This window comes from Rhodopseudomonas sp. RCAM05734 (genome assembly GCF_052658035.1).
Window position 1 is genome coordinate 5,048,579 of sequence record NZ_CP199742.1, and the last position, 16,992, is coordinate 5,065,570.

A 16,992-nucleotide genomic window follows, 5' to 3' on the forward strand; every position below is an offset into this window, starting at 1 on the left:
TCATCCCCGCGCGCGCATCAGGCGTCCCTTCTCGCGGCCCCAGTCGCGATCCTTCTCGCTGGCGCGCTTGTCGTGCAACTGCTTGCCCTTGGCCAGCGCCAGCCGCAGCTTCACCCGGCCGCGTTCGTTGAAGTACATTTTCAGCGGCACCAGCGTCATGCCCTGGCGCTCCACCGCGCCCAGCAGCTTGTTGATCTGCTTGCGATGCAGCAGCAGCTTCCGCGGCCGCTTGGGTTCATGGTTGAACTGGTTGGCCTGCAGATATTCGGGGATGTTGCAGTTGATCAGCCAGATCTCGCCGTTCTTGGGGTCGGCGTAGGATTCCGCGATGGTGCTCTTGCCGTTGCGGATCGACTTGACCTCGGTGCCGGTGAGCGCGATGCCGGCCTCGAGCGTGTCCTCGATCGCGTAGTTGAAGCGCGCCTTGCGGTTTTCAGCGACCACCTTGATCGGGCGCTCTTTCTTTTCAGCCATCGTCAATATGCCCTGGGCGTCATCGCGGGATAGATAAACCTGATAACGCGCGCTTCAAGCGTGAGGCTTACGCCTTCTTGAGCAGATCGCGGATCTCGGTCAGCAGTTCTTCTTCGCGCGTCGGTTTCGGCGGCTCAGCCGGCTTCGCCGCGTCGTTGCGCTTCAGCCTGTTCATGAAGCGGATCACCATGAACAGAACGAAGGCGATAATGATGAAATTGATGGTCAAAGTGAGGAAGTTGCCCCAGGCCAGCACGGCGCCCTGCTTCTTGGCGTCGGCCAGGTTGGTCGCTGTGACCGCCTTGGACAGGCCGGTGAAGTAATTGGAGAAGTCGAGGCCGCCGGTGATTGCGCCGACGATCGGCATGATGATGTCGCCGACCATCGATGTGACGATGGCGCCGAACGCCGCGCCGATGATCACGCCAACCGCGAGATCGACGACGTTGCCCTTCATCGCGAACTCGCGAAATTCCTTCAGCATTCGAGCCCCTCCTCTTCAATCTGACTTACAGTATCGGTGATGACGGAAATCGCGATGGTGTCGGCAATGATCCGGGCGGCTCAAAGAACGTCGGTCAGTTGATCAGTCCGGCATGGACCATGGCCTTGCGGATCACCGCTCCGGTCGGCGCCGTCACCGGCATCAGCGGCAGGCGCACGTCCTCCTGCAGCCGGCCCAGCAGGCCGAGGCCATGCTTGGCGCCGGCCAGCCCCGGCTCCATGAAGATGGCGTCGTGGAGCGGCGTCAGCCGATCCTGAATTTCCAGCGCGCCGGCGTAGTCGCCCTTGAACACCGCGGCCATCAATTCGGCGCACGGCTTTGGCGCGACATTGGCGACCACTGAAATGCAGCCGTGGCCGCCCGCCGCCATGTAAGCGAGCGCGGTCATGTCCTCGCCGGACATCTGGATGAAATCCGGCCCCATGGCATGGCGCTGCTGCGAGACGCGGGCCAGGTTGGCGGTGGCATCCTTGACGCCGACGATGTTCTTCAACTCGAACAGCCGGCTCATAGTGGAGACCGACATGTCGACCACCGAGCGCGGGGGAATGTTGTAGATCAGGATCGGGATGCCGATGGCGTCGTTGATCGCCTTGAAGTGCTGGTACATGCCTTCCTGGGTCGGCTTGTTGTAATACGGCGTCACCACCAGCACGGCATCGGCGCCGGCCTTCTCGGCGTGCCGGGCCAGTTCGACGGCCTCCCGGGTGGAGTTCGAGCCGGCGCCGGCGATGACCGGGACGCGCCCCTTGGCCTCGTCGATGCACCATTCCACGACGCGCTGATGCTCGCTGTGGCTGAGGGTCGGGCTTTCGCCGGTGGTGCCGACCGGCACCAGGCCGTTGGTGCCCTCGGCAATCTGCCAGCTCACGAGGGCGCGAAACGCCGCTTCGTCGAGCGCGCCATCTTTGAACGGCGTCACCAAGGCGGTGTAGGACCCCCGAAATTGCGTCTTGGCTGCCATGGTTTTCTCCGAACGCGCGCTGCTTGGCCGTCTGCTTGAACCGGTTGATCGAACCGCGAGTCATATCGGGTCTGGTGACCACGCGAAAGTCCTGCCGGTCGGACCCGGAGCCGCGATTTCGCCGTTGTGAGGGCGCAAACTGCACCAAGTTGGGCAAAATTGACGTTTTGTCCATTATTTCAATCAAATACGGCTGTGATTGATTGCAATTGCCTGATTCGCCGCGAAGGACCGCCGTGAAGCGACTGTTCCCATCAAAGGCCCTGCGATCGACTGCGCTCTGCGGCAGCCTGGCGCTGCTGGTTGGGTTGAGCGCGATGGTCCCCCACGCCTGGGCGACGGGCAAGGTTCCACTGCCCAAGCCACGCCCGATCGCCCGCAGCGCGGTGCCGAAGACCACGGCCTCGATCGCGCCGGCCGCCAAGCCCGTACACCGGGACGAAACGACGCCGGCGCCGGCGATCCAGCCGGCCACCCGCCAGCACGCGGCGCTGCCGCCGCCGGCGAAGCGATCTGTCGCACCGGCAGCCATGGCCACGACATCGTCGACGTCGCAGGCCGATACCGAAGCGCTGGAAAACGTCATCGAACTGGTGCGCAAGCGCAAGCCGGTGGATGCCGCGCAGGTGTCGCAGACGATCGGCGATCCCGTGGCGCGAAAGCTCGCCGATTGGATCATCCTGCGCAGCGACGACAACGGCGCGACGGTCGAACGTTACCGCGCCTTCCTGTCCGCCAATCCAAGCTGGCCGTCGCAGACCTTCCTGCGTCGCCGCGCCGAAGCTGCACTTTGGGACGACCGTCGCGACGACGACACCGTCCTCGGCTATTTCGCCGACGAGAAGCCGCTGTCGGCCAAGGGGAAATTCTCGCTGGCCCGAGCCTTGATCGCGCGCGGCGACCGCGCCGGCGCGGAGCGCCTGGTGCGCGACGCCTGGCGCAATGACGGCATGTCCGGCGACGTCGAAAACACAGCGCTCGATCTGTTCGGCGCATTCATCACAGCGGGCGACCACAAGGCCCGCATGGACAAGCTGCTGTACAGCAGCGACACCGACGGTGCGATGCGCGCCGCCAAGCGGCTCGGCGGCGCGCAGATGGCGCTGGCCAAAGCGCGCATTGGCGTGACCAAGAAGGCCATCAATGTGCGAGGCCTGCTTGACGCCGTACCGAGCGAGCTGCACGGCGATCCCGGCTACATGTTCGCCAAAATCCAGCGGCTGCGACGCGAGGAGAAATTCGCGGAGGCCGGCCGGCTGATGCTGGCGGCACCGCGCGACCCGGCGCGGCTGCACAATCTGGACGAATGGTGGGTGGAGCGCCGGCTGCTGTCGCGAAAGATGCTCGACGTCGGCGAGTATCGCACCGCCTATCTGATCGCGCGCGACGCCGCCCTGCCCGCCCGCGACATCTACAAGACCGAACAGGAATTCACCGCGGGCTGGATCGCGCTGCGCTTCCTCAAGGATCCGGCGGCGGCATCCCAGCATTTCGCCCGCATCGGCGTCGGCAGCGTCAATCCGACCGCGCTGGCCCGTGCCGGCTACTGGCAGGGTCGTGCGGCGGAAGCCGCCGGGCGCAGTTCGGAGGCCCGACAGGCCTATGCGGCGGCGGCCGAGCAATCCACCAGCTACTACGGTCAACTGGCGCGGGCCAAGCTCGGCCTGCCGCAGATCGAACTGAACGGCGCACCGAGCGCCCGCGGACGCGGCGTCGAGCGGCTGGAAATCGTCCGTGCCGTCGCGCTGCTCTACGCACTGGATGAGCGCGAGATCGCGATCCCCATCCTCGCCGACATGGGCGAGAACGGCGATCCCGACGCGGTGCTCGGCCTCGGCGATCTCGCCGCCCGCAACTCCGACGCCCGCGGCATGCTGCTGATCGGAAAGGCCGCCCTCAATCGCGGCCTGCCGTTCGACCACTACGCCTATCCGACCGTCGGGATTCCCTCATATCCGACGATCGGCCCGGAGGTCGAGCGCAGCGTCGTCTATGCCATAGCGCGACAGGAAAGCGCATTCAATCAGGCGGTGGTGTCGCCCGCCAATGCCTATGGGCTGATGCAGGTGACGCCGGATGCTGGCCGCTATGTCACCAAGAAGTACGGCGCGAGCTTTGACCTCGCCAGGTTGAAGACCGATCCGGTCTACAACGCATCCATCGGGGCCGCCGAACTGGGCGGCCTGCTCGACGACTATCGCGGCTCCTACATCATGACCTTCGCCGGCTACAATGCCGGCCGCGGCAGCGTCCGCAAATGGGTGGAGCGCTACGGCGACCCACGGGATCCCAAGGTCGACGCGGTCGACTGGGTCGAGCAGATCCCGTTCTCCGAGACCCGCAACTACGTGCAGCGGATCATGGAGAACCTTCAGGTCTATCGCGCCCGCTTCGGCGGCGGATCAAAGTTGCAGATCGAAGCCGATCTGCACCGCGGCAGCGTCGAATAGCTTTCGCGGCGAGCCGAAGAACTCCGTGTAGTCCCCGCGAAGGCGGGGACCCATACACGCTGTCGTGCCTGGCTGAAACGCCGTAGCCGTGCCTCTGCAGATTGACGATGACGACCGTGGTTATGGATCCCCGCCTTCGCGGGGACGACATGCGGCGTCGCTGTCGCCCACGACTAACCAAGGAACTCGCAAGCAGGATCAGGCGCAGCCTGTCATCCGCCCCCCTTCATCGCCCCACAAGTAAAAACCCCCGGCAGTTTCCTGCCGGGGGTCTTTGTTTCAGATCTTGAGCGTCGCGAGACGATCAGGATTAGAAGGAGCGCTGAGCCTGCAGCCGCGGCCGGTACACGTTCTGGTCGCCCAGGGTGTAGGCGCGAGCCGAAGAGCTCGACACTTGCCCAGCGGCGGCGTTGTAGGTACCGGTCAGGTTGGTGTCGAGGCGGGTGTACAGGAAGTCAGCCGACAAGGTGAGGTTCTTGACGGGGGTCCAAGCGGTCTTGGTTCCGACCTGGTAGGACGAGAACTTCATGTCGCCACCGGTGGCAGCAAGGGAACCGACGCCCGTAATATTGGCCGTCGAGCCGTTGGTCAGAGCCTGCATCAGAGCTGCATTACCTGCAGAACCGTAGGAGATGGTGCTGTAGTTGCCATACAGCGACGTACGCCAGTTCGGGTTCCAGTAGTGCTCGTAGTACGCGCTGATGTCCCAGGCGGTGCTCAGATCGATGCCGGTGCCGTTGCTGTAAACGCCATCAAGCACGTAACCGAACGCCATGCTGCTGCCGGCGCCATTGCCGCTCGCGCGGGCATAACGACCTGCGCCGGACGAATCCTGCGTGCCGCCCCAGACGTACTTGGCTGCGCCCTTGGCATAGGTGGCTTCCAGCTTGAAGCTGTCGCCTGCGCCGGTCGGCAGGTTCTTCAACTCGAAGCCGCCGCTGACTGCGTAACCGTAAGTCGAGGACGGACGGCCAGAGTCGGCATTGGTGTAGTAGGTGCCATGAACTTCATGAGCGGCTGCCGACACGAAAGCCGAACCCCAGGCCTGATCAAGGCGGAGATTGCCGACGACGTCAGGAACGTGATCGCCAGTAGAGGCGTTGCCGAGGAAGTTGTTGATGCCGTAAGCACCACCCGTGAGGGTCGAACCACCGAACGGAGCGACGAATGCCGACGAAGTGTTGACGACACCGGCGGTGCGGTAGGGCTGAGCGTCTTCAAGCGAGATCGTCGCCGACACGCCGTTGCCGAACGAGGCGGTGTAGGCGAACTGCGAAATGCCGGTCGCGTTGTTGGAGCCAGCCTGGAAGCCCGACGAGATCGTCGGCTTGGACAGGGCCCACTGCGGGTCGAACATCGACACCGACTTACCCATGGTGAAGCCAGCGAACTGGATGAAGGCGTAGTCGACTTCGGCGATGGTGCCACCGGCGATCGACGAGGTGCCGCGGGTGAAGTCGACCTTCATGTCGCCGTAGGTGCGCAGCACGCCGTATTCGGTCGCGGTGCGGGTATCGACGTTCAGGTTGAAACGAGCGCGGGTGCCGTACCAATCCTGGTTGAAGGACTGCGAGCCGTTTGCGCCGCCGTACCAGTTGCCGTTGCCGGAAGCCTGGCCGTTCAGCGTGGTCTCAAGACGGATCGCGCCGCCGAGCTTGATGCAGGTGTCGGTGCCCGGGATGTAGTAGAAGCCCGCGCCGTAGAGGGAGCAGATCTTCACGTATTCGACCGCTTTGGCCTTCATCGGAAGATCAGCGGCCTGTGCGCCGCCCATCGCGAGCAAGCCCGCGGCCGAGCCCAGAATCAGGCTCTTAATCGTGTTCATGTAAACCTCCAAGTTGTTAAAGGGATAGGTTCCAGGTCCGGGGTGAGGATCACCCGCGAACAGTTCCTTGATCCCTGACAACCCGCAAAAGCGCTTCACCCTCCGAACACACCCGCACGTGTGCGAGGGTTCAAAGCGAATACTTTGCGGGACGACCTCGGGATGCCCCCCTCCGTCGCACCCGGACCATCAACCAACCTGTTGCGCTGCGCAACAAAGGAACGCCTCGATGAGGCCCGAATCCGGCCGTTTTCAGCGGGGTGTTGCACAAATCACACGCTTTTGTGATCCGGAACAAGGGACAAGCAATTGATACTATTTGGCTTTTTAAGTCGCCCCGGCTTGTTCCCCAAAAGGCGGCGAATGCGCCCCTCGGCGGCAACCCGCACCCGGATCCCCGCACAACCTGCAGAATCAGTCGTCAGAACTTCCTGCCCGGAGCCCGGCTTGGTGTCCCGGCGGGCGCCGGAGAGGGCAAGAACGCACGCTGACGTCTATGGGCAGCAGAATGGTTTGGCTGACCGGACAGCGCCACGCGCGGCGCCAAGTCCTTGGTTCCGCGCCGGAACCTGCTCCAGACGGCAGCGCAGCGCAGGTCGTGCGTTCGGCCCGGCAACGATTCGGTGTGCGCAAAGCGACGACTCTCGATCTGGCGCTTGCGGCGCGAGGCCACGTGGGGCATATCCAACGCGATGGAGCTGTGGCCGAGTGGCTGAAGGCACCGCTTTGCTAAAGCGGCATACCTTTTACCGGGTATCGAGGGTTCGAATCCCTCCGGCTCCGCCAAATTTTCACCCCATCTATTTGTAAAAACAAAAGAATTCGAAAATCCGCGCATCCCCGCCCCAGCTCTAGCCCTATCAATATTTTGGCGGGGTGCCGCTGTGGCCACGGGGAAGGCGACGAGACGGGAACCGAGACACCGTCCGAGACAACCAAAAATCAAGATAGATGTTGTGGCACAGCAGCAACTCGCAGCGTCGATTCGCCACGTGGGACATCAATCGGGACTGCTGCGGTCGATACACTCCTGCTTCATCCGAAACGCGATCGGACGATGCGGTCGTGTCCAATGATTTCAAGGATCTGCTGTGCTGGAACCTTGTCGGAGGCTGTGTTAGCCGGGACGAAAAAGACCGTCCCGGCTTGGCGTTAGGTATGCTGGCTGGTGTGCTCACCGGTGTGTCAGCGGATCGCCGTCACGATGCCCTCAGATTCTGCAGGCCGGAGCGCAAGGCCCGGAAGCCGGCCGCCGCGTTGGCGGGGACCCGGAGGGGACACAAGCGAGGGTTTGTCGTCCGCCCATCGACTATTCGTTACCCGCAGGATTGAGCTCGACCGCCTTGTAGCGTGTCCACTGAAAAGCAGGCCCAATCCTAGCGGCTGTCTCCCCGTCCGGTTCCACCCTGCGCTGCCCCACGGGCACCAAGTCGCGTGAGACGCCGTTCGGCAATACGATCATGGCGTCCTGGCGACACCCTCAAACGGCCAATGATGTGAAGCCGGCTTTGCGGTTGATCGACAATTCGAACATCGAGCCAGACGCTGCCAAGGTGATGAAGCGCTCCATCTCCGGCCAACGCCAAAGCAGGATCGACGCACACTGATGTACCGGCGTCTTCTGATAGGCCGGTGCCAATACGAAGGCCTTCAGGCCCGCCCTGATCCATGCCGCCCGTTCCGCGATGTTTTTGCGAATGCGTTGATCACCGGTGATTACAATCCATGTGGACGGGTCTGCGGCCAGTCGCTCGATCCATTCGACGTCTGCGCTGTCGTGCGAAAGGCGGTACTCCGGCATGAACCTGACGTGCCGAGCTTCGTGACCCATTGGGGAAATAAGAGCGTTGAGGCTGCCCGCAAAAACGGGCGATGTGCAATTATCGAAGAAGACCTTCAAGCGGCCGGCTGCAGCTCAAACGCTACAGCTCGATTGACGGAACTAGTCGGGACCATGAAAAGCTTCGAGGCGTTCGCTGCAGATCCCTCAGCAATTGCGGCCTGCGCCAACACGCTCGTTGGAACGCCTGTGGCATCGTCGATAGGCTGGCCGAACTGTCGCTTAGGGTCGATCACGATGCCCTTCGCGCGGCCTAGGGGCCACCACCTAGCCGCAATGTCGTCCTCGAACTCAAGGCCCTTCAGACTCGGCTCGATCACCTTCTGCATCAAATACTGACCACCTTTGAAAAGGTCGATCAACTTGTCGTCGCCGTCCTGAGCATCAAGGACATGCAGAATTACCGTCTTTCCGTCGGTGCGAAACTTTGCATTGGCAAATGGATAGTCGGACGAAACGATCTCGGTTCCGTACTCGATCGCCCGGCGTACCTTTTGCGCACTCAGGCCTTCGCGGATAAACGCGTCTGCGACCCGAAGTTGCACGAGGTCCAGAAAGGTCAGATAGGGAGATTCGCCAGGAAAGGACGCCAGTTGGCTTTTCCAAAGCGGGCGATATTCACGCCCATCAATCGCGTGCCCTCGCAGCCATCGGATAATCGTCCGACTGGCCACGTTTGTCAGGCCTGCCGCCTCTGTGGGCGAATACAGACCAAGGCCGATCAGAGAGAGGTCCTGTTTCACGCGCCGCGACTCCATTGCGGTTTAGTGCCCGTCAATTATGGCACCGTCAATGCAACGAAGGAAAGGCCCGCCGGCGAACCGGCGGGCTCGCCAAGGCTCACGCGGCCTAGCTGACCTCGATCCCCGTCAGGTGAGAAAGCATCCGAGCCACCATCTGTTGGTCCTTGGTGTCCCCGTCCTCGATCTCACCGAGCCAGCAAAAGTTGACGACCGCTGACGCGACCGCCCGAAAGCCCTCAAGGGTGGTCGGTTTCAACTCCATCATCTCCTCGAAAACTGCCGATTCCTCCTTAAAAACGTCCTGTAGTGCACGTTCTGCGGCGTCGAAACCGCTCTCCCTGCGCGCAACGACATCTGCTTCTCGATAGGCGTCTAACGCCGCTATGAGCTCCATGGCGCGCTTCAGGCGATACTCGTCTCCGAGGGAGAGGAATAAATCCGCGGGCGCTCCGGCGGGAAGGCGCTGGTTATTCCTCCAGGAAGACAGGCCGAACTCATCCCATTGCTCGGGCGTGCCGATGAAATGCCAGTGGTGAAACTCGGTGCGATCGCGCAGAGCGTCAATGTCACCCTCCCGGCACCATTCAACGCGGCGTCCGTCTATCGTTGTGGAGACAGGTACTGGGCGCACATCTTCATCGTCGTATCGCGGCATCAGGACTGGCGGCCGCTCTGGGCGCCGGTAGGCGTCATCGCACTCGGACATTTCGGTCGATCGCTGCCGGCATAGCCCCCGGAGCCGCTGTAGCTCTCCGGCCAATTCGATCAGCCTGGCGTCGTCTCCAGTCGCGGCGAAGACCGGCCCGAGGGAAACCTGGGTGGCAACGAGGGGTAGCGTGACGATTTGGTTCATCATGGTCCTCCGGGTCAGGGCTGAGCCAGTCGCTCGGGACGCATTAGCGGCGGGGCCGGGATTCGTTTCAAATGCCGATGTCGCGGGCGGGAATGCGCCAGGGCCGCTATCTGGAATCGCCGGCGCTTGGCATCCTAGAACGGCGCCCGCGGCGCCGACGGGCTCCGCACGGGGCGGAAACATGGGTCTGGTCAGGGTCATGTGGTCGCTCACTGAAGTCGGCCTCTCACAGCCGCGCCCGGAGACGGTCCGAGCAGCCGGGGGGTGAGAGCCTGTCAGTGAGACAGGTGCGCCGGTTTTAAGCCCCGAAGGACTCTGGACAGAACGGCACGCCCCGGCCATAATTCGGCCGCTCGGAGCCGCGCCGCCAAGCGCGTCCGTTGGAGCCCTCATCGGGCGCCATTAATCAACCGCCGCCACGTCGCTTGCAGGCGACAAGGCAATTCCTTGCAGGGAATGGTGCGGTCGAAGTCACTGATCCGGGCTCTCACACCCGTCGGCAAGCTCATCCGATTTTGGTTAACAAATCAATACCCCTCGCGGGGCGCCTTGCGGCGTCTGCCGTCGGGCCTATGCTGGATCCATGAACCGTTCCCCGGCCAACCCACTCACAATCGAACGCGTCGAGCGCGGCATGTTGCTGCTCGCGCGGGTCATAGAAATGGACGGCGACGTTTATCTGCCCCTGTTTGCCAGCATGGAGTCGGCACTCGCCGACCTGAAGCGCGCACAAGCAACCCGTGACCGGGCGCGGGCCTATCTCGATGCCAACCGTTACCGGCTGATCGAGGGGAATGACAAAAATGGGAGGCCGACGTGAGCGATCAAGATCTGCATGACGCCGTTTGCAGAAGCCTGCAGGAAAACGCAAAGCCCGGCGAACCGGCGCGGGACTCGCTCGGAATTGCGGTTAAAATCGCGGCCTATCGCGACGAGTCCGTCGATGAGATCCAAACCATCGTGAAAGAGAAAGCCACTCGCTTGGGCATCAATGTACTATAATTTTCGGAACCGCCAGCCGGTCGTACTCTGGCTGAAGGGTGAAAAATGACGACAACATTTGCGCTGCGCATTCGGGAAGAGTTGGAGAACGAGAGCCGCCGGATGATCAACGAATGGTTCTTCCTTTGGCATCAAATCGGCGGCAGCCAGGTGGTGGAAATCGACGGGTTTGATGGCCGGAAGATCTCATATTGCGGTCTTCATTTCTTCGGCTCACCACGCGAAGTGTACTGGAGCACCCTCCGACTATATTTTCGGAAGATCGTTGCCGAAAAGTATGACGCTCTCCAACTTCTGCTGCTGACGATGCCGTCTTCTCAGAAGCGGGCCACCGTGACTGAAACGAAAGACCTACTGAGCTCGTTCACAAAGACGCTAGTTGCCGTCGCAACCGCCCAAGACCGTACGATGCGGGGTAATGGAGTAGAGTTCCCCCTCGCCGACGTAGGACGTGCAGAGGCGCTCTCTCGTGAAATTCTCCTTAAGATAGATGAGCGCAACATCGCCATCTCACATCATTATGAACTCCAAAGCCGATTTCGTATGATCGAAGAGCGTCTCGGAGAATACCCGAATATTTCAAAGCTTCTGATTGGGCTAGGATGCGGTGGATTACTCTCAGCCAGTGCAACTGCCTTGCTGCATTTAATTCGGTAGGCTGCAGCCCGTGATTACCAGGCGCAAAGATCGAGAGGCTTGAGCGAAGATGCCGCGGAAGTTGATCTCTGCCCAAGAAATAGCTCGCTTGCCCGGCTTCGAAGTGGCACCGGGCGGACGTGGTCACTATTTCGATTCACCGAAGGGCCGCTGCTTCATGTCAGGTGCGATGCCTGGCGATGAATGCTTCCATAGTGATCGGTTTGGCCAAATCAATGTATCGAAATGCCAAGATATGTTTTCCGCAGACAGTGAACTTCGGGCGCTCACCGCGCCATTGGACAAGGGCATTATACGGAACATTTCCGCCCACGAATTCGATCAAACGACAGTCAATCAAATGACCACTGAGCGCCGTGACGAGCCAATCTTGATGATTGTTAGCGGTGACGGACTAAATGTAGTCGACGGGACTCATCGCCTCCGAAGACGGATACAAGATAGCTGCACTCACTTTAGTTTTTATCTTCTTCATCCCAGAGTCCTTCAGATGGCTCGCGTCCGGCTAATGCGACAACAGTCGGACGGTAGTTGGCGACAGGACGGTGGATTGAGCAACGAAGAACTTGAGCGCGAGATCGCAAAAGCGGAGGCCATGCTGGATAATCCTTCAAGTCTGGGTTTGCGCAGAGAGTCATGATTTTAGTCCGTGAAGAGCGTGCTCAATCTACCTCAAATATCGCCGAGCTTCTGTCATGCCAATTTGGATTGATGTTCACGAACTTCGCACAGATCTCCCGCGGCTCACTTTCGGCGGAGGAATGACCGGCGGCAACCGACTTGGGAAATACCATCCAAATTGCTTGTTCATCGGCGCGCCGACACCCTTGGTCTTTCGCCAATGCTCGTTCCATAATGGCCACTCAGGATCTTGTTCTCTGACAAAGAATTGAGTGACTGCAGTCGCGTTGCCAACGGATTGGCCCATCGCGATCCGAAATTCGAATCTATCGACGCCCAGTGACACGAAGCAATCCTCGAGCGTATTGTTCTCCTCGACCGCTCGATACATGGCAGAAGTAGACACGCCGGCGCGAAGCGCGCGTCTCAACAGCGAAAGAATATCGCGATCGGAATCATCAGCGTGAAAGAATTTTACACGCATCAAACCGCGCACGTAGTAGCACTCACGCATACCCGGCTCTTCGTCGTCGGCTTGCTCGACTTTCGCGTAGGCAGGAACGTCACGGACGTCTGGGGCAATCCGTTCGCCGGCTTCTGAATACCTAACGAGAGAAACTCTCTGTACCGCGTCCGTTACCCTAGCGATTCCAAATTTCTTGATCCAGTCAGCGAACGCTGAATCCCATCGCGGTCCCAACACTTGGCTGGTTTTATATTCCCACGTCTCTCGTACTTGACGCACCGCGCCAGGCGACACTTCATCATCAGAGTTCACGACCGATCCCCTGTGGAAAGCTGCGAATCATCCTGGGGATAGTCTTGGGCGGTTGGGACCGAAGGGCCAGCGAATTCAATGTCAACTTCGCAAGAAAACGTTGAATCGATGGAGCCGAAAGGTGCCGGGATGGCGCCTGCGTCACAAGAGATTGAAATTGGTGCCCTCGTCGGCGGAATCTTCGGTGGATTCATAAACGCTGCTAATTAGCAAGTGTATTTGCAAACCAAGCAAAGGGGCGCCTGCTCTCTCCGGCGGAGTTACCGGACCGTGTTTTTGACCCTCGGTAGGACTTGAACTTGCGGACTGAGAGGTAGAAAATTCCCGCTCTTACCGCCGAGCTACGAGGACACAATCATTGTGAAGATAACAGCCAACCGCTCCGACGAAGAGCCAGGACGCATCACCCGTCTCGAGCAAGTACAAGACACCATCGCTGCTAAGAAGCTGCGCACAGCAGTACTGGCCCTTCACGACCACAAGGGCACGCTCTATGTCGACTGGGCAACGATACCGAGGACTGAAGATTTGAGCGCGGTCTTGCAGATTTGGAGCGACCAGAACGAGGTTCATTCGAACCACTCGGTTAAAGGCCAACCACTCATCTGGGATGTCGGGGGCTACAATCCATTCAACGGACCGTCGTTTCCATGAAGATGAATGCCGTGCCCGGCGACTGACCATGCTAGTGATCGTTTCGCAGACGTCGGAATTCCTATTTCGCCGCGGCGCATCAAATCTGGCAGCCTCTCGCTGGCTTGAACCCTGACCATTCGCCGTAAGAGGGCGACGCTTTACCGACTGAGCTAAGAGGCAACACCTCTGGTGTGTGCAGCAGGATTCGAACCTGCGGCCCCCTGCTCCCGAGGCTGGTGCGCTACCTGGCTGCGCTACACGCCGAAATTTTAAGTTTGACGGCCTAGGCCGCCGGCGTAGAATTCAAAGCATGGACACCCTGCACACCATAACCCTTGTGGCCATTGGGCTTTCTGCGACGGCAGGCGCCTTCCGGCTCTTCGCGCGACAGGTGCTCGGTGTAATTCAGACGCTCAAGGCCATCGCAAACGAGTGCGGTTTAAAAAAACCCTTTTGACGGCCGACCAATTTTTCCTTATAAGCCCGACATCCCCTGTGTAAAACAATACCGGCGCTCCTGACGAGGATCGAACTCGCCGCAACTCGATCGACAGTCGAGCCCCGTCACCAGCTGGATCCAAAAGCAAATTGTCGTCAGATTTTGGCTAAAGATATCAGCACCGCATCCGCCGGCGACGTGGTGGCCGGGGAGCGACAGGTGGGATGCTTCCATCTAGCTGACCCGCATCGCGTCTATGACATGAAGGACGGCGAGTCCGACTTCACCGACGCAGTCGAGGCCGAAGAGCCTGTTACTTTACGACTATACCTTGGATCGCGACGCCCTGATTCGCATCCGGCGTCGCGACCGGTACTTTCCAACTGCCTGATACTGACTGACCCGCGATCAACGCACATCGCCGCGCGTCGACGTCTCCGCGTACTAATCAAGCTTGAATGGTATGGCCAACTCCAGACAGGCCAGCCGCCTGGCTCCAATCGCTTCCTGCGCCACGACCCGATGCCGGCGTATTACACCGTGCAATGAATAGTCGACGTTCCAGACCGGAAACTGCCCTGCTGGTTGAGTACCAATTGTAATGGCCACGATCATCAGCCGTCCTCTCTATCAATTCGATGCGACGAGCATTTCCTTCACAAAGCGGTTGGAACCCGCTTTCGTATTGGAGTTCAACCCGGGTTGAAGGAGTGCGCGGTCCGTCACGGAGAGCTGTGCGAGGTTGTCACCCACCTGCTGGAGTGCTTTGTCGATTTCGGAGCTGTCGAGATCGCGGTCCGCTACCGTGGCGGACAACTGCCGCAGCGCAAGATCCCTCGGCATTCTCTGCGCGATCATCTGACGCAATCTGACCTTTGCCCGCTCGGCCATGATTGCGCGGGACAGCGAAAATGCAGAACTCGAAAGCAGCGCAACAATGAGCGTCGTTCCCAATATCGTTAGACTTTCGTCAGTCATGAGTTTTTCCTCCACAAAAAATCAGGAAAGGGACGATCCCATACGATGTGCCACCAGAAGCGCTCGGTGGCGTGCAGAATACAGACCGAGCCAAGCAAGCCTGCAGCGAAGACCAATGGGAAATCGTCGCCTCCGAACGCACAGAAAATGATACTTACAATAAACGTCAGCGTGTAGAGCGCACGATAGAAGTTGTGTTCTGCGCTGCACCCGTAAGTCGAGGACAGCACGGCCGCTGTGACGAGAAGGCCGCTCGCGGTTAGATGCTTCGTTCGGATCAGATCAATTCCGACGGGCAGGCACGGGAATACGACGCACAAGACAATAGCCAGACACCAAGTGCCGAAGCCTTCCGACGCGGCGCCCATCAAAGTGCCCCGCTTTTGCCAGCGCTCCCGCCAGGTATGCGAGGGTGCCGATTCAATGCTCATATGAAAATCCTCCAACCAAAGATTGAAAGTTTTCATGGGGTCAACCAAGAGTCAACAGGAAGGGTAGCGGGCTTTTGGCTGCGCTTTCAGCCACTTCCATCCAATCACCGAAACTCGCCGTGGCCATTGTATAAGTGTTCCCCTTCAGAACAGTTCCAGGTGAGTGAGTCTCCGAGCCCAGTTGGTTCACAAGACTACGAGACGGTCAGGCGGCTGTAACGCCCGAAAATGCTCATGCACGCACTTTTTCCGGGACGCAGGTCGCTGCTGCAACGAGCGGCGATGCCGAGCAAAGGCGGTCGTCGCACGTGGAGGACAGATATCCGGCGCCACGATTCAACCACGGCGGACTCGACTTCTGTTCTCCTTGTGTTCTAATCACTGGCATGAGTGACAGACCCGCGAGCTGGCGCATGCCGACAGAAAAACAGATGGAAAAACTGGCGTCGCAGCCAGACCGGCCGGCGACAACGGGGAGCCCGACGCCCGGCCCCGGCCGACGACATGCCGAAGGAATACTGGGATGCCGTGCTGCGCGATCAGCACGGCCGAGTGCGCAATGGCGTCCCGATCCAGCAGCGGCGGCTGTCGGAAATCCCGCGCCATGTGCTGCGGGTTTGGTGCCGGCGCTGCGATCGCACTGTCGAGATCCAGACCTCCGACGCCATCCGACTCCACGGCCCCCACGCGATCTGGAAGGACGTCGGCAAGCGGTTGCTCGACGACAGCTGCCAGCAACGCACCGGCAGGCTTGAAGAGGACGGCTGCTGGCCGGCTTATGAGGATCGATAGGGCCCACCGATGGCCCCGAAGTATCACCCCACACCGCTCTCCGGACGCGACCGGCAGCACCTGAAGAAGGAACTCGCAGGATCGAAGGCCATGACGCTGATGCTGGCCCGGCAGTCGTCCGATCTGCGCAGCCAGGGCGAAGCACTGATCCAGCGCGCCGACGATCTGTTCTGCCAGAGCTGGAACGAGCGAATGTGGAGCGTCGGCGAGCCGATCGACCCATCGCCGACCATAGACCAAGCCATCAATGGCGGATATCCATGGCTACAGATCGAATGCTCACGCTGCAGGACACCGAACGAAGTCGACCTCGCGGCGCTCAACCATCCGCCCACCACCTGCGTGCACGATTTGGCCAGCCGGCTGCGTTGCCAGAAGTGCACCAAGGCCGGCAGGCGACCGCCGGCAACGCTGCTGCGGCTGGCGCCCAAGCCAAGGCACGGCAGCCCGAAGGATCAAGAATGAAGACCACTTCAGTTGCATTGTTGCTGCTGTTGGCGTGCACGCTCCCTGTGGCTGCTGCCCCCCAGGACAACATCGTCGGCCAGGCGTCCGTCATTGACGGCGACACGCTGGAAATTCACGGCGCCCGCATCCGACTGTTCGGCGTCGACGCTCCGGAGAGCGACCAGACCTGCCACGATGACGACGGCAAGCTGTACCGCTGCGGGCAGAAGGCTGCGAACGACCTGTCGGACTTCATCGGCGCCAAGACGGTTTCGTGCGTGCCGCAGGCAACCGATCGCTATGACCGGACCGTCGCGGTCTGTTCGGTGGGGACGGTCGACTTGGCCGACTGGCTGGTCCGCCAAGGCTTGGCATTCGACTGGCCCCAATATTCAAAGGGCAAGTATGCGGCCGCGCAGAAAGAAGCGGAGCGAACCGGTGACGGCATGTGGGGCGGCCAGTGGGTAGTGCCGTGGCGCTACCGGGAGTGCAAGCGCGCCGGCGGCAGTCCGATCCGGTGCTCGGAAAGCGCCGCAGCGCAGTGAAATAAGGGCCAA

The 16,992-nt window shown here is 60.7% G+C and carries 21 protein-coding genes and 2 tRNA genes; 11 read left to right on the forward strand and 12 right to left on the reverse strand.

What is annotated here, in order from left to right; all coding sequences use genetic code 11:
- The 3 genes from smpB to dapA form a co-directional block, all read right to left on the reverse strand.
- Positions 1 to 474, reverse strand: coding sequence for an SsrA-binding protein SmpB (smpB, locus tag ACUXVA_RS23830; RefSeq protein ID WP_445488516.1), 474 nt, complete (start codon positions 472 to 474; stop codon positions 1 to 3).
- A 67-nt stretch (positions 475 to 541) separates the two neighbouring features.
- On the reverse strand, positions 542 to 958 hold the full coding sequence (mscL, locus tag ACUXVA_RS23835) for a large conductance mechanosensitive channel protein MscL (RefSeq protein WP_265083317.1): 417 nt from the start codon (positions 956 to 958) through the stop codon (positions 542 to 544).
- 94 nt (positions 959 to 1,052) lie between these two features.
- Positions 1,053 to 1,943: a 4-hydroxy-tetrahydrodipicolinate synthase gene (gene dapA / locus ACUXVA_RS23840; RefSeq protein ID WP_265083316.1), complete on the reverse strand. Its 891-nt coding sequence runs from the start codon at positions 1,941 to 1,943 to the stop codon at positions 1,053 to 1,055.
- A gap of 236 nt (positions 1,944 to 2,179) precedes the next feature.
- On the opposite strand from dapA, the gene ACUXVA_RS23845 reads away from it, so the two are divergent.
- Positions 2,180 to 4,393 (forward strand): transglycosylase SLT domain-containing protein, encoded by a 2,214-nt coding sequence (locus tag ACUXVA_RS23845; RefSeq protein ID WP_445488519.1) that lies wholly within the window; start codon positions 2,180 to 2,182, stop codon positions 4,391 to 4,393.
- A 310-nt stretch (positions 4,394 to 4,703) separates the two neighbouring features.
- On the opposite strand, the gene ACUXVA_RS23850 is transcribed toward ACUXVA_RS23845, so the two are convergent.
- On the reverse strand, positions 4,704 to 6,218 hold the full coding sequence (locus ACUXVA_RS23850) for a porin (RefSeq protein WP_445488521.1): 1,515 nt from the start codon (positions 6,216 to 6,218) through the stop codon (positions 4,704 to 4,706).
- 694 nt (positions 6,219 to 6,912) lie between these two features.
- Here ACUXVA_RS23850 and ACUXVA_RS23855 point away from each other — a divergent pair.
- Positions 6,913 to 7,004: transfer RNA gene (locus ACUXVA_RS23855), tRNA-Ser, on the forward strand.
- 694 nt (positions 7,005 to 7,698) lie between these two features.
- Here ACUXVA_RS23855 and ACUXVA_RS23860 read toward each other — a convergent pair.
- The 3 genes from ACUXVA_RS23860 to ACUXVA_RS23870 all read right to left on the reverse strand — a co-directional run bounded on the left by ACUXVA_RS23860 (position 7,699) and on the right by ACUXVA_RS23870 (position 9,654).
- Positions 7,699 to 8,118 carry a PIN-like domain-containing protein gene (locus ACUXVA_RS23860; protein ID WP_445488523.1) on the reverse strand — a complete coding sequence of 140 codons (420 nt, stop codon included), beginning with the start codon at positions 8,116 to 8,118 and terminating at the stop codon, positions 7,699 to 7,701.
- Positions 8,115 to 8,801 carry a hypothetical protein gene (locus tag ACUXVA_RS23865; protein WP_445488525.1) on the reverse strand — a complete coding sequence of 229 codons (687 nt, stop codon included), beginning with the start codon at positions 8,799 to 8,801 and terminating at the stop codon, positions 8,115 to 8,117. Before ACUXVA_RS23865 ends, ACUXVA_RS23860 begins: the two co-directional genes overlap by 4 nt.
- Positions 8,802 to 8,907: 106 nt before the next feature.
- A complete protein-coding gene (locus tag ACUXVA_RS23870; protein ID WP_445488527.1) occupies positions 8,908 to 9,654 on the reverse strand; it encodes a hypothetical protein in 747 nt (248 codons plus the stop codon).
- A 583-nt stretch (positions 9,655 to 10,237) separates the two neighbouring features.
- On the opposite strand from ACUXVA_RS23870, the gene ACUXVA_RS23875 reads away from it, so the two are divergent.
- From ACUXVA_RS23875 to ACUXVA_RS23890, 4 genes are all read left to right on the forward strand, one after another.
- Positions 10,238 to 10,474, forward strand: coding sequence for a hypothetical protein (locus ACUXVA_RS23875; protein WP_445488529.1), 237 nt, complete (start codon positions 10,238 to 10,240; stop codon positions 10,472 to 10,474).
- Complete coding sequence (locus ACUXVA_RS23880) at positions 10,471 to 10,656, forward strand: hypothetical protein (protein WP_445488531.1); 186 nt, start codon at positions 10,471 to 10,473, stop codon at positions 10,654 to 10,656. Before ACUXVA_RS23875 ends, ACUXVA_RS23880 begins: the two co-directional genes overlap by 4 nt.
- Before the next feature lie 45 nt (positions 10,657 to 10,701).
- Positions 10,702 to 11,313, forward strand: a complete 612-nt coding sequence (locus tag ACUXVA_RS23885) for a hypothetical protein (RefSeq protein WP_445488533.1) — start codon at positions 10,702 to 10,704, stop codon at positions 11,311 to 11,313.
- 88 nt (positions 11,314 to 11,401) lie between these two features.
- A complete protein-coding gene (locus ACUXVA_RS23890) occupies positions 11,402 to 11,953 on the forward strand; it encodes a hypothetical protein (protein WP_445488535.1) in 552 nt (183 codons plus the stop codon).
- Between the two features lie 75 nt (positions 11,954 to 12,028).
- Here the strand turns inward: ACUXVA_RS23890 and ACUXVA_RS23895 are convergent, their stop codons facing one another.
- Positions 12,029 to 12,712 (reverse strand): hypothetical protein, encoded by a 684-nt coding sequence (locus ACUXVA_RS23895; RefSeq protein ID WP_445488537.1) that lies wholly within the window; start codon positions 12,710 to 12,712, stop codon positions 12,029 to 12,031.
- A 360-nt stretch (positions 12,713 to 13,072) separates the two neighbouring features.
- Here ACUXVA_RS23895 and ACUXVA_RS23900 point away from each other — a divergent pair, with 360 nt between their 5' ends.
- Positions 13,073 to 13,366, forward strand: coding sequence for a hypothetical protein (locus ACUXVA_RS23900; RefSeq protein WP_445488539.1), 294 nt, complete (start codon positions 13,073 to 13,075; stop codon positions 13,364 to 13,366).
- A gap of 292 nt (positions 13,367 to 13,658) precedes the next feature.
- Positions 13,659 to 13,805 (forward strand): hypothetical protein, encoded by a 147-nt coding sequence (locus ACUXVA_RS23905; RefSeq protein ID WP_445488541.1) that lies wholly within the window; start codon positions 13,659 to 13,661, stop codon positions 13,803 to 13,805.
- 55 nt (positions 13,806 to 13,860) lie between these two features.
- Here the strand turns inward: ACUXVA_RS23905 and ACUXVA_RS23910 are convergent.
- The 4 genes from ACUXVA_RS23910 to ACUXVA_RS23925 form a co-directional block, all read right to left on the reverse strand.
- Positions 13,861 to 13,933: transfer RNA gene (locus tag ACUXVA_RS23910), tRNA-Asp, on the reverse strand.
- A 298-nt stretch (positions 13,934 to 14,231) separates the two neighbouring features.
- Positions 14,232 to 14,402 (reverse strand): hypothetical protein, encoded by a 171-nt coding sequence (locus ACUXVA_RS23915; RefSeq protein ID WP_445488543.1) that lies wholly within the window; start codon positions 14,400 to 14,402, stop codon positions 14,232 to 14,234.
- Between the two features lie 15 nt (positions 14,403 to 14,417).
- Positions 14,418 to 14,765 (reverse strand): hypothetical protein, encoded by a 348-nt coding sequence (locus ACUXVA_RS23920; RefSeq protein WP_445488545.1) that lies wholly within the window; start codon positions 14,763 to 14,765, stop codon positions 14,418 to 14,420.
- On the reverse strand, positions 14,762 to 15,196 hold the full coding sequence (locus ACUXVA_RS23925) for a hypothetical protein (protein WP_445488547.1): 435 nt from the start codon (positions 15,194 to 15,196) through the stop codon (positions 14,762 to 14,764). The genes ACUXVA_RS23920 and ACUXVA_RS23925 overlap by 4 nt, the downstream gene beginning before the upstream one ends.
- Before the next feature lie 504 nt (positions 15,197 to 15,700).
- Between ACUXVA_RS23925 and ACUXVA_RS23930 the strand changes: the two genes are divergently transcribed.
- Genes ACUXVA_RS23930 through ACUXVA_RS23940 form a run of 3 tightly spaced genes read left to right on the forward strand, consistent with a single transcriptional unit; the run spans position 15,701 to position 16,980 of the window.
- Entirely contained in the window at positions 15,701 to 15,988 is a 288-nt protein-coding gene (locus ACUXVA_RS23930) for a hypothetical protein (RefSeq protein ID WP_445488549.1), read from the forward strand.
- A gap of 9 nt (positions 15,989 to 15,997) precedes the next feature.
- On the forward strand, positions 15,998 to 16,453 hold the full coding sequence (locus tag ACUXVA_RS23935; RefSeq protein WP_445488551.1) for a hypothetical protein: 456 nt from the start codon (positions 15,998 to 16,000) through the stop codon (positions 16,451 to 16,453).
- Complete coding sequence (locus ACUXVA_RS23940) at positions 16,450 to 16,980, forward strand: thermonuclease family protein (RefSeq protein ID WP_445488553.1); 531 nt, start codon at positions 16,450 to 16,452, stop codon at positions 16,978 to 16,980. The genes ACUXVA_RS23935 and ACUXVA_RS23940 overlap by 4 nt, the downstream gene beginning before the upstream one ends.
- Positions 16,981 to 16,992 lie beyond the last annotated feature (12 nt).

What these genes read in the sequence shown, in the direction of transcription:
- smpB (WP_445488516.1), bottom strand. Translation starts at nt 474, where the DNA reads ATGGCTGAAAAGAAAGAGCGCCCGATCAAGGTGGTCGCTGAAAACCGC.
- mscL (WP_265083317.1), bottom strand. Translation starts at nt 958, where the DNA reads ATGCTGAAGGAATTTCGCGAGTTCGCGATGAAGGGCAACGTCGTCGAT.
- dapA (WP_265083316.1), bottom strand. Translation starts at nt 1,943, where the DNA reads ATGGCAGCCAAGACGCAATTTCGGGGGTCCTACACCGCCTTGGTGACG.
- ACUXVA_RS23850 (WP_445488521.1), bottom strand. Translation starts at nt 6,218, where the DNA reads ATGAACACGATTAAGAGCCTGATTCTGGGCTCGGCCGCGGGCTTGCTC.
- ACUXVA_RS23870 (WP_445488527.1), bottom strand. Translation starts at nt 9,654, where the DNA reads ATGAACCAAATCGTCACGCTACCCCTCGTTGCCACCCAGGTTTCCCTC.
- ACUXVA_RS23875 (WP_445488529.1), top strand. Translation starts at nt 10,238, where the DNA reads ATGAACCGTTCCCCGGCCAACCCACTCACAATCGAACGCGTCGAGCGC.
- ACUXVA_RS23885 (WP_445488533.1), top strand. Translation starts at nt 10,702, where the DNA reads ATGACGACAACATTTGCGCTGCGCATTCGGGAAGAGTTGGAGAACGAG.
- ACUXVA_RS23905 (WP_445488541.1), top strand. Translation starts at nt 13,659, where the DNA reads ATGGACACCCTGCACACCATAACCCTTGTGGCCATTGGGCTTTCTGCG.
- ACUXVA_RS23915 (WP_445488543.1), bottom strand. Translation starts at nt 14,402, where the DNA reads ATGATCGTGGCCATTACAATTGGTACTCAACCAGCAGGGCAGTTTCCG.
- ACUXVA_RS23920 (WP_445488545.1), bottom strand. Translation starts at nt 14,765, where the DNA reads ATGACTGACGAAAGTCTAACGATATTGGGAACGACGCTCATTGTTGCG.
- ACUXVA_RS23925 (WP_445488547.1), bottom strand. Translation starts at nt 15,196, where the DNA reads ATGAGCATTGAATCGGCACCCTCGCATACCTGGCGGGAGCGCTGGCAA.
- ACUXVA_RS23930 (WP_445488549.1), top strand. Translation starts at nt 15,701, where the DNA reads ATGCCGAAGGAATACTGGGATGCCGTGCTGCGCGATCAGCACGGCCGA.
- ACUXVA_RS23935 (WP_445488551.1), top strand. Translation starts at nt 15,998, where the DNA reads ATGGCCCCGAAGTATCACCCCACACCGCTCTCCGGACGCGACCGGCAG.
- ACUXVA_RS23940 (WP_445488553.1), top strand. Translation starts at nt 16,450, where the DNA reads ATGAAGACCACTTCAGTTGCATTGTTGCTGCTGTTGGCGTGCACGCTC.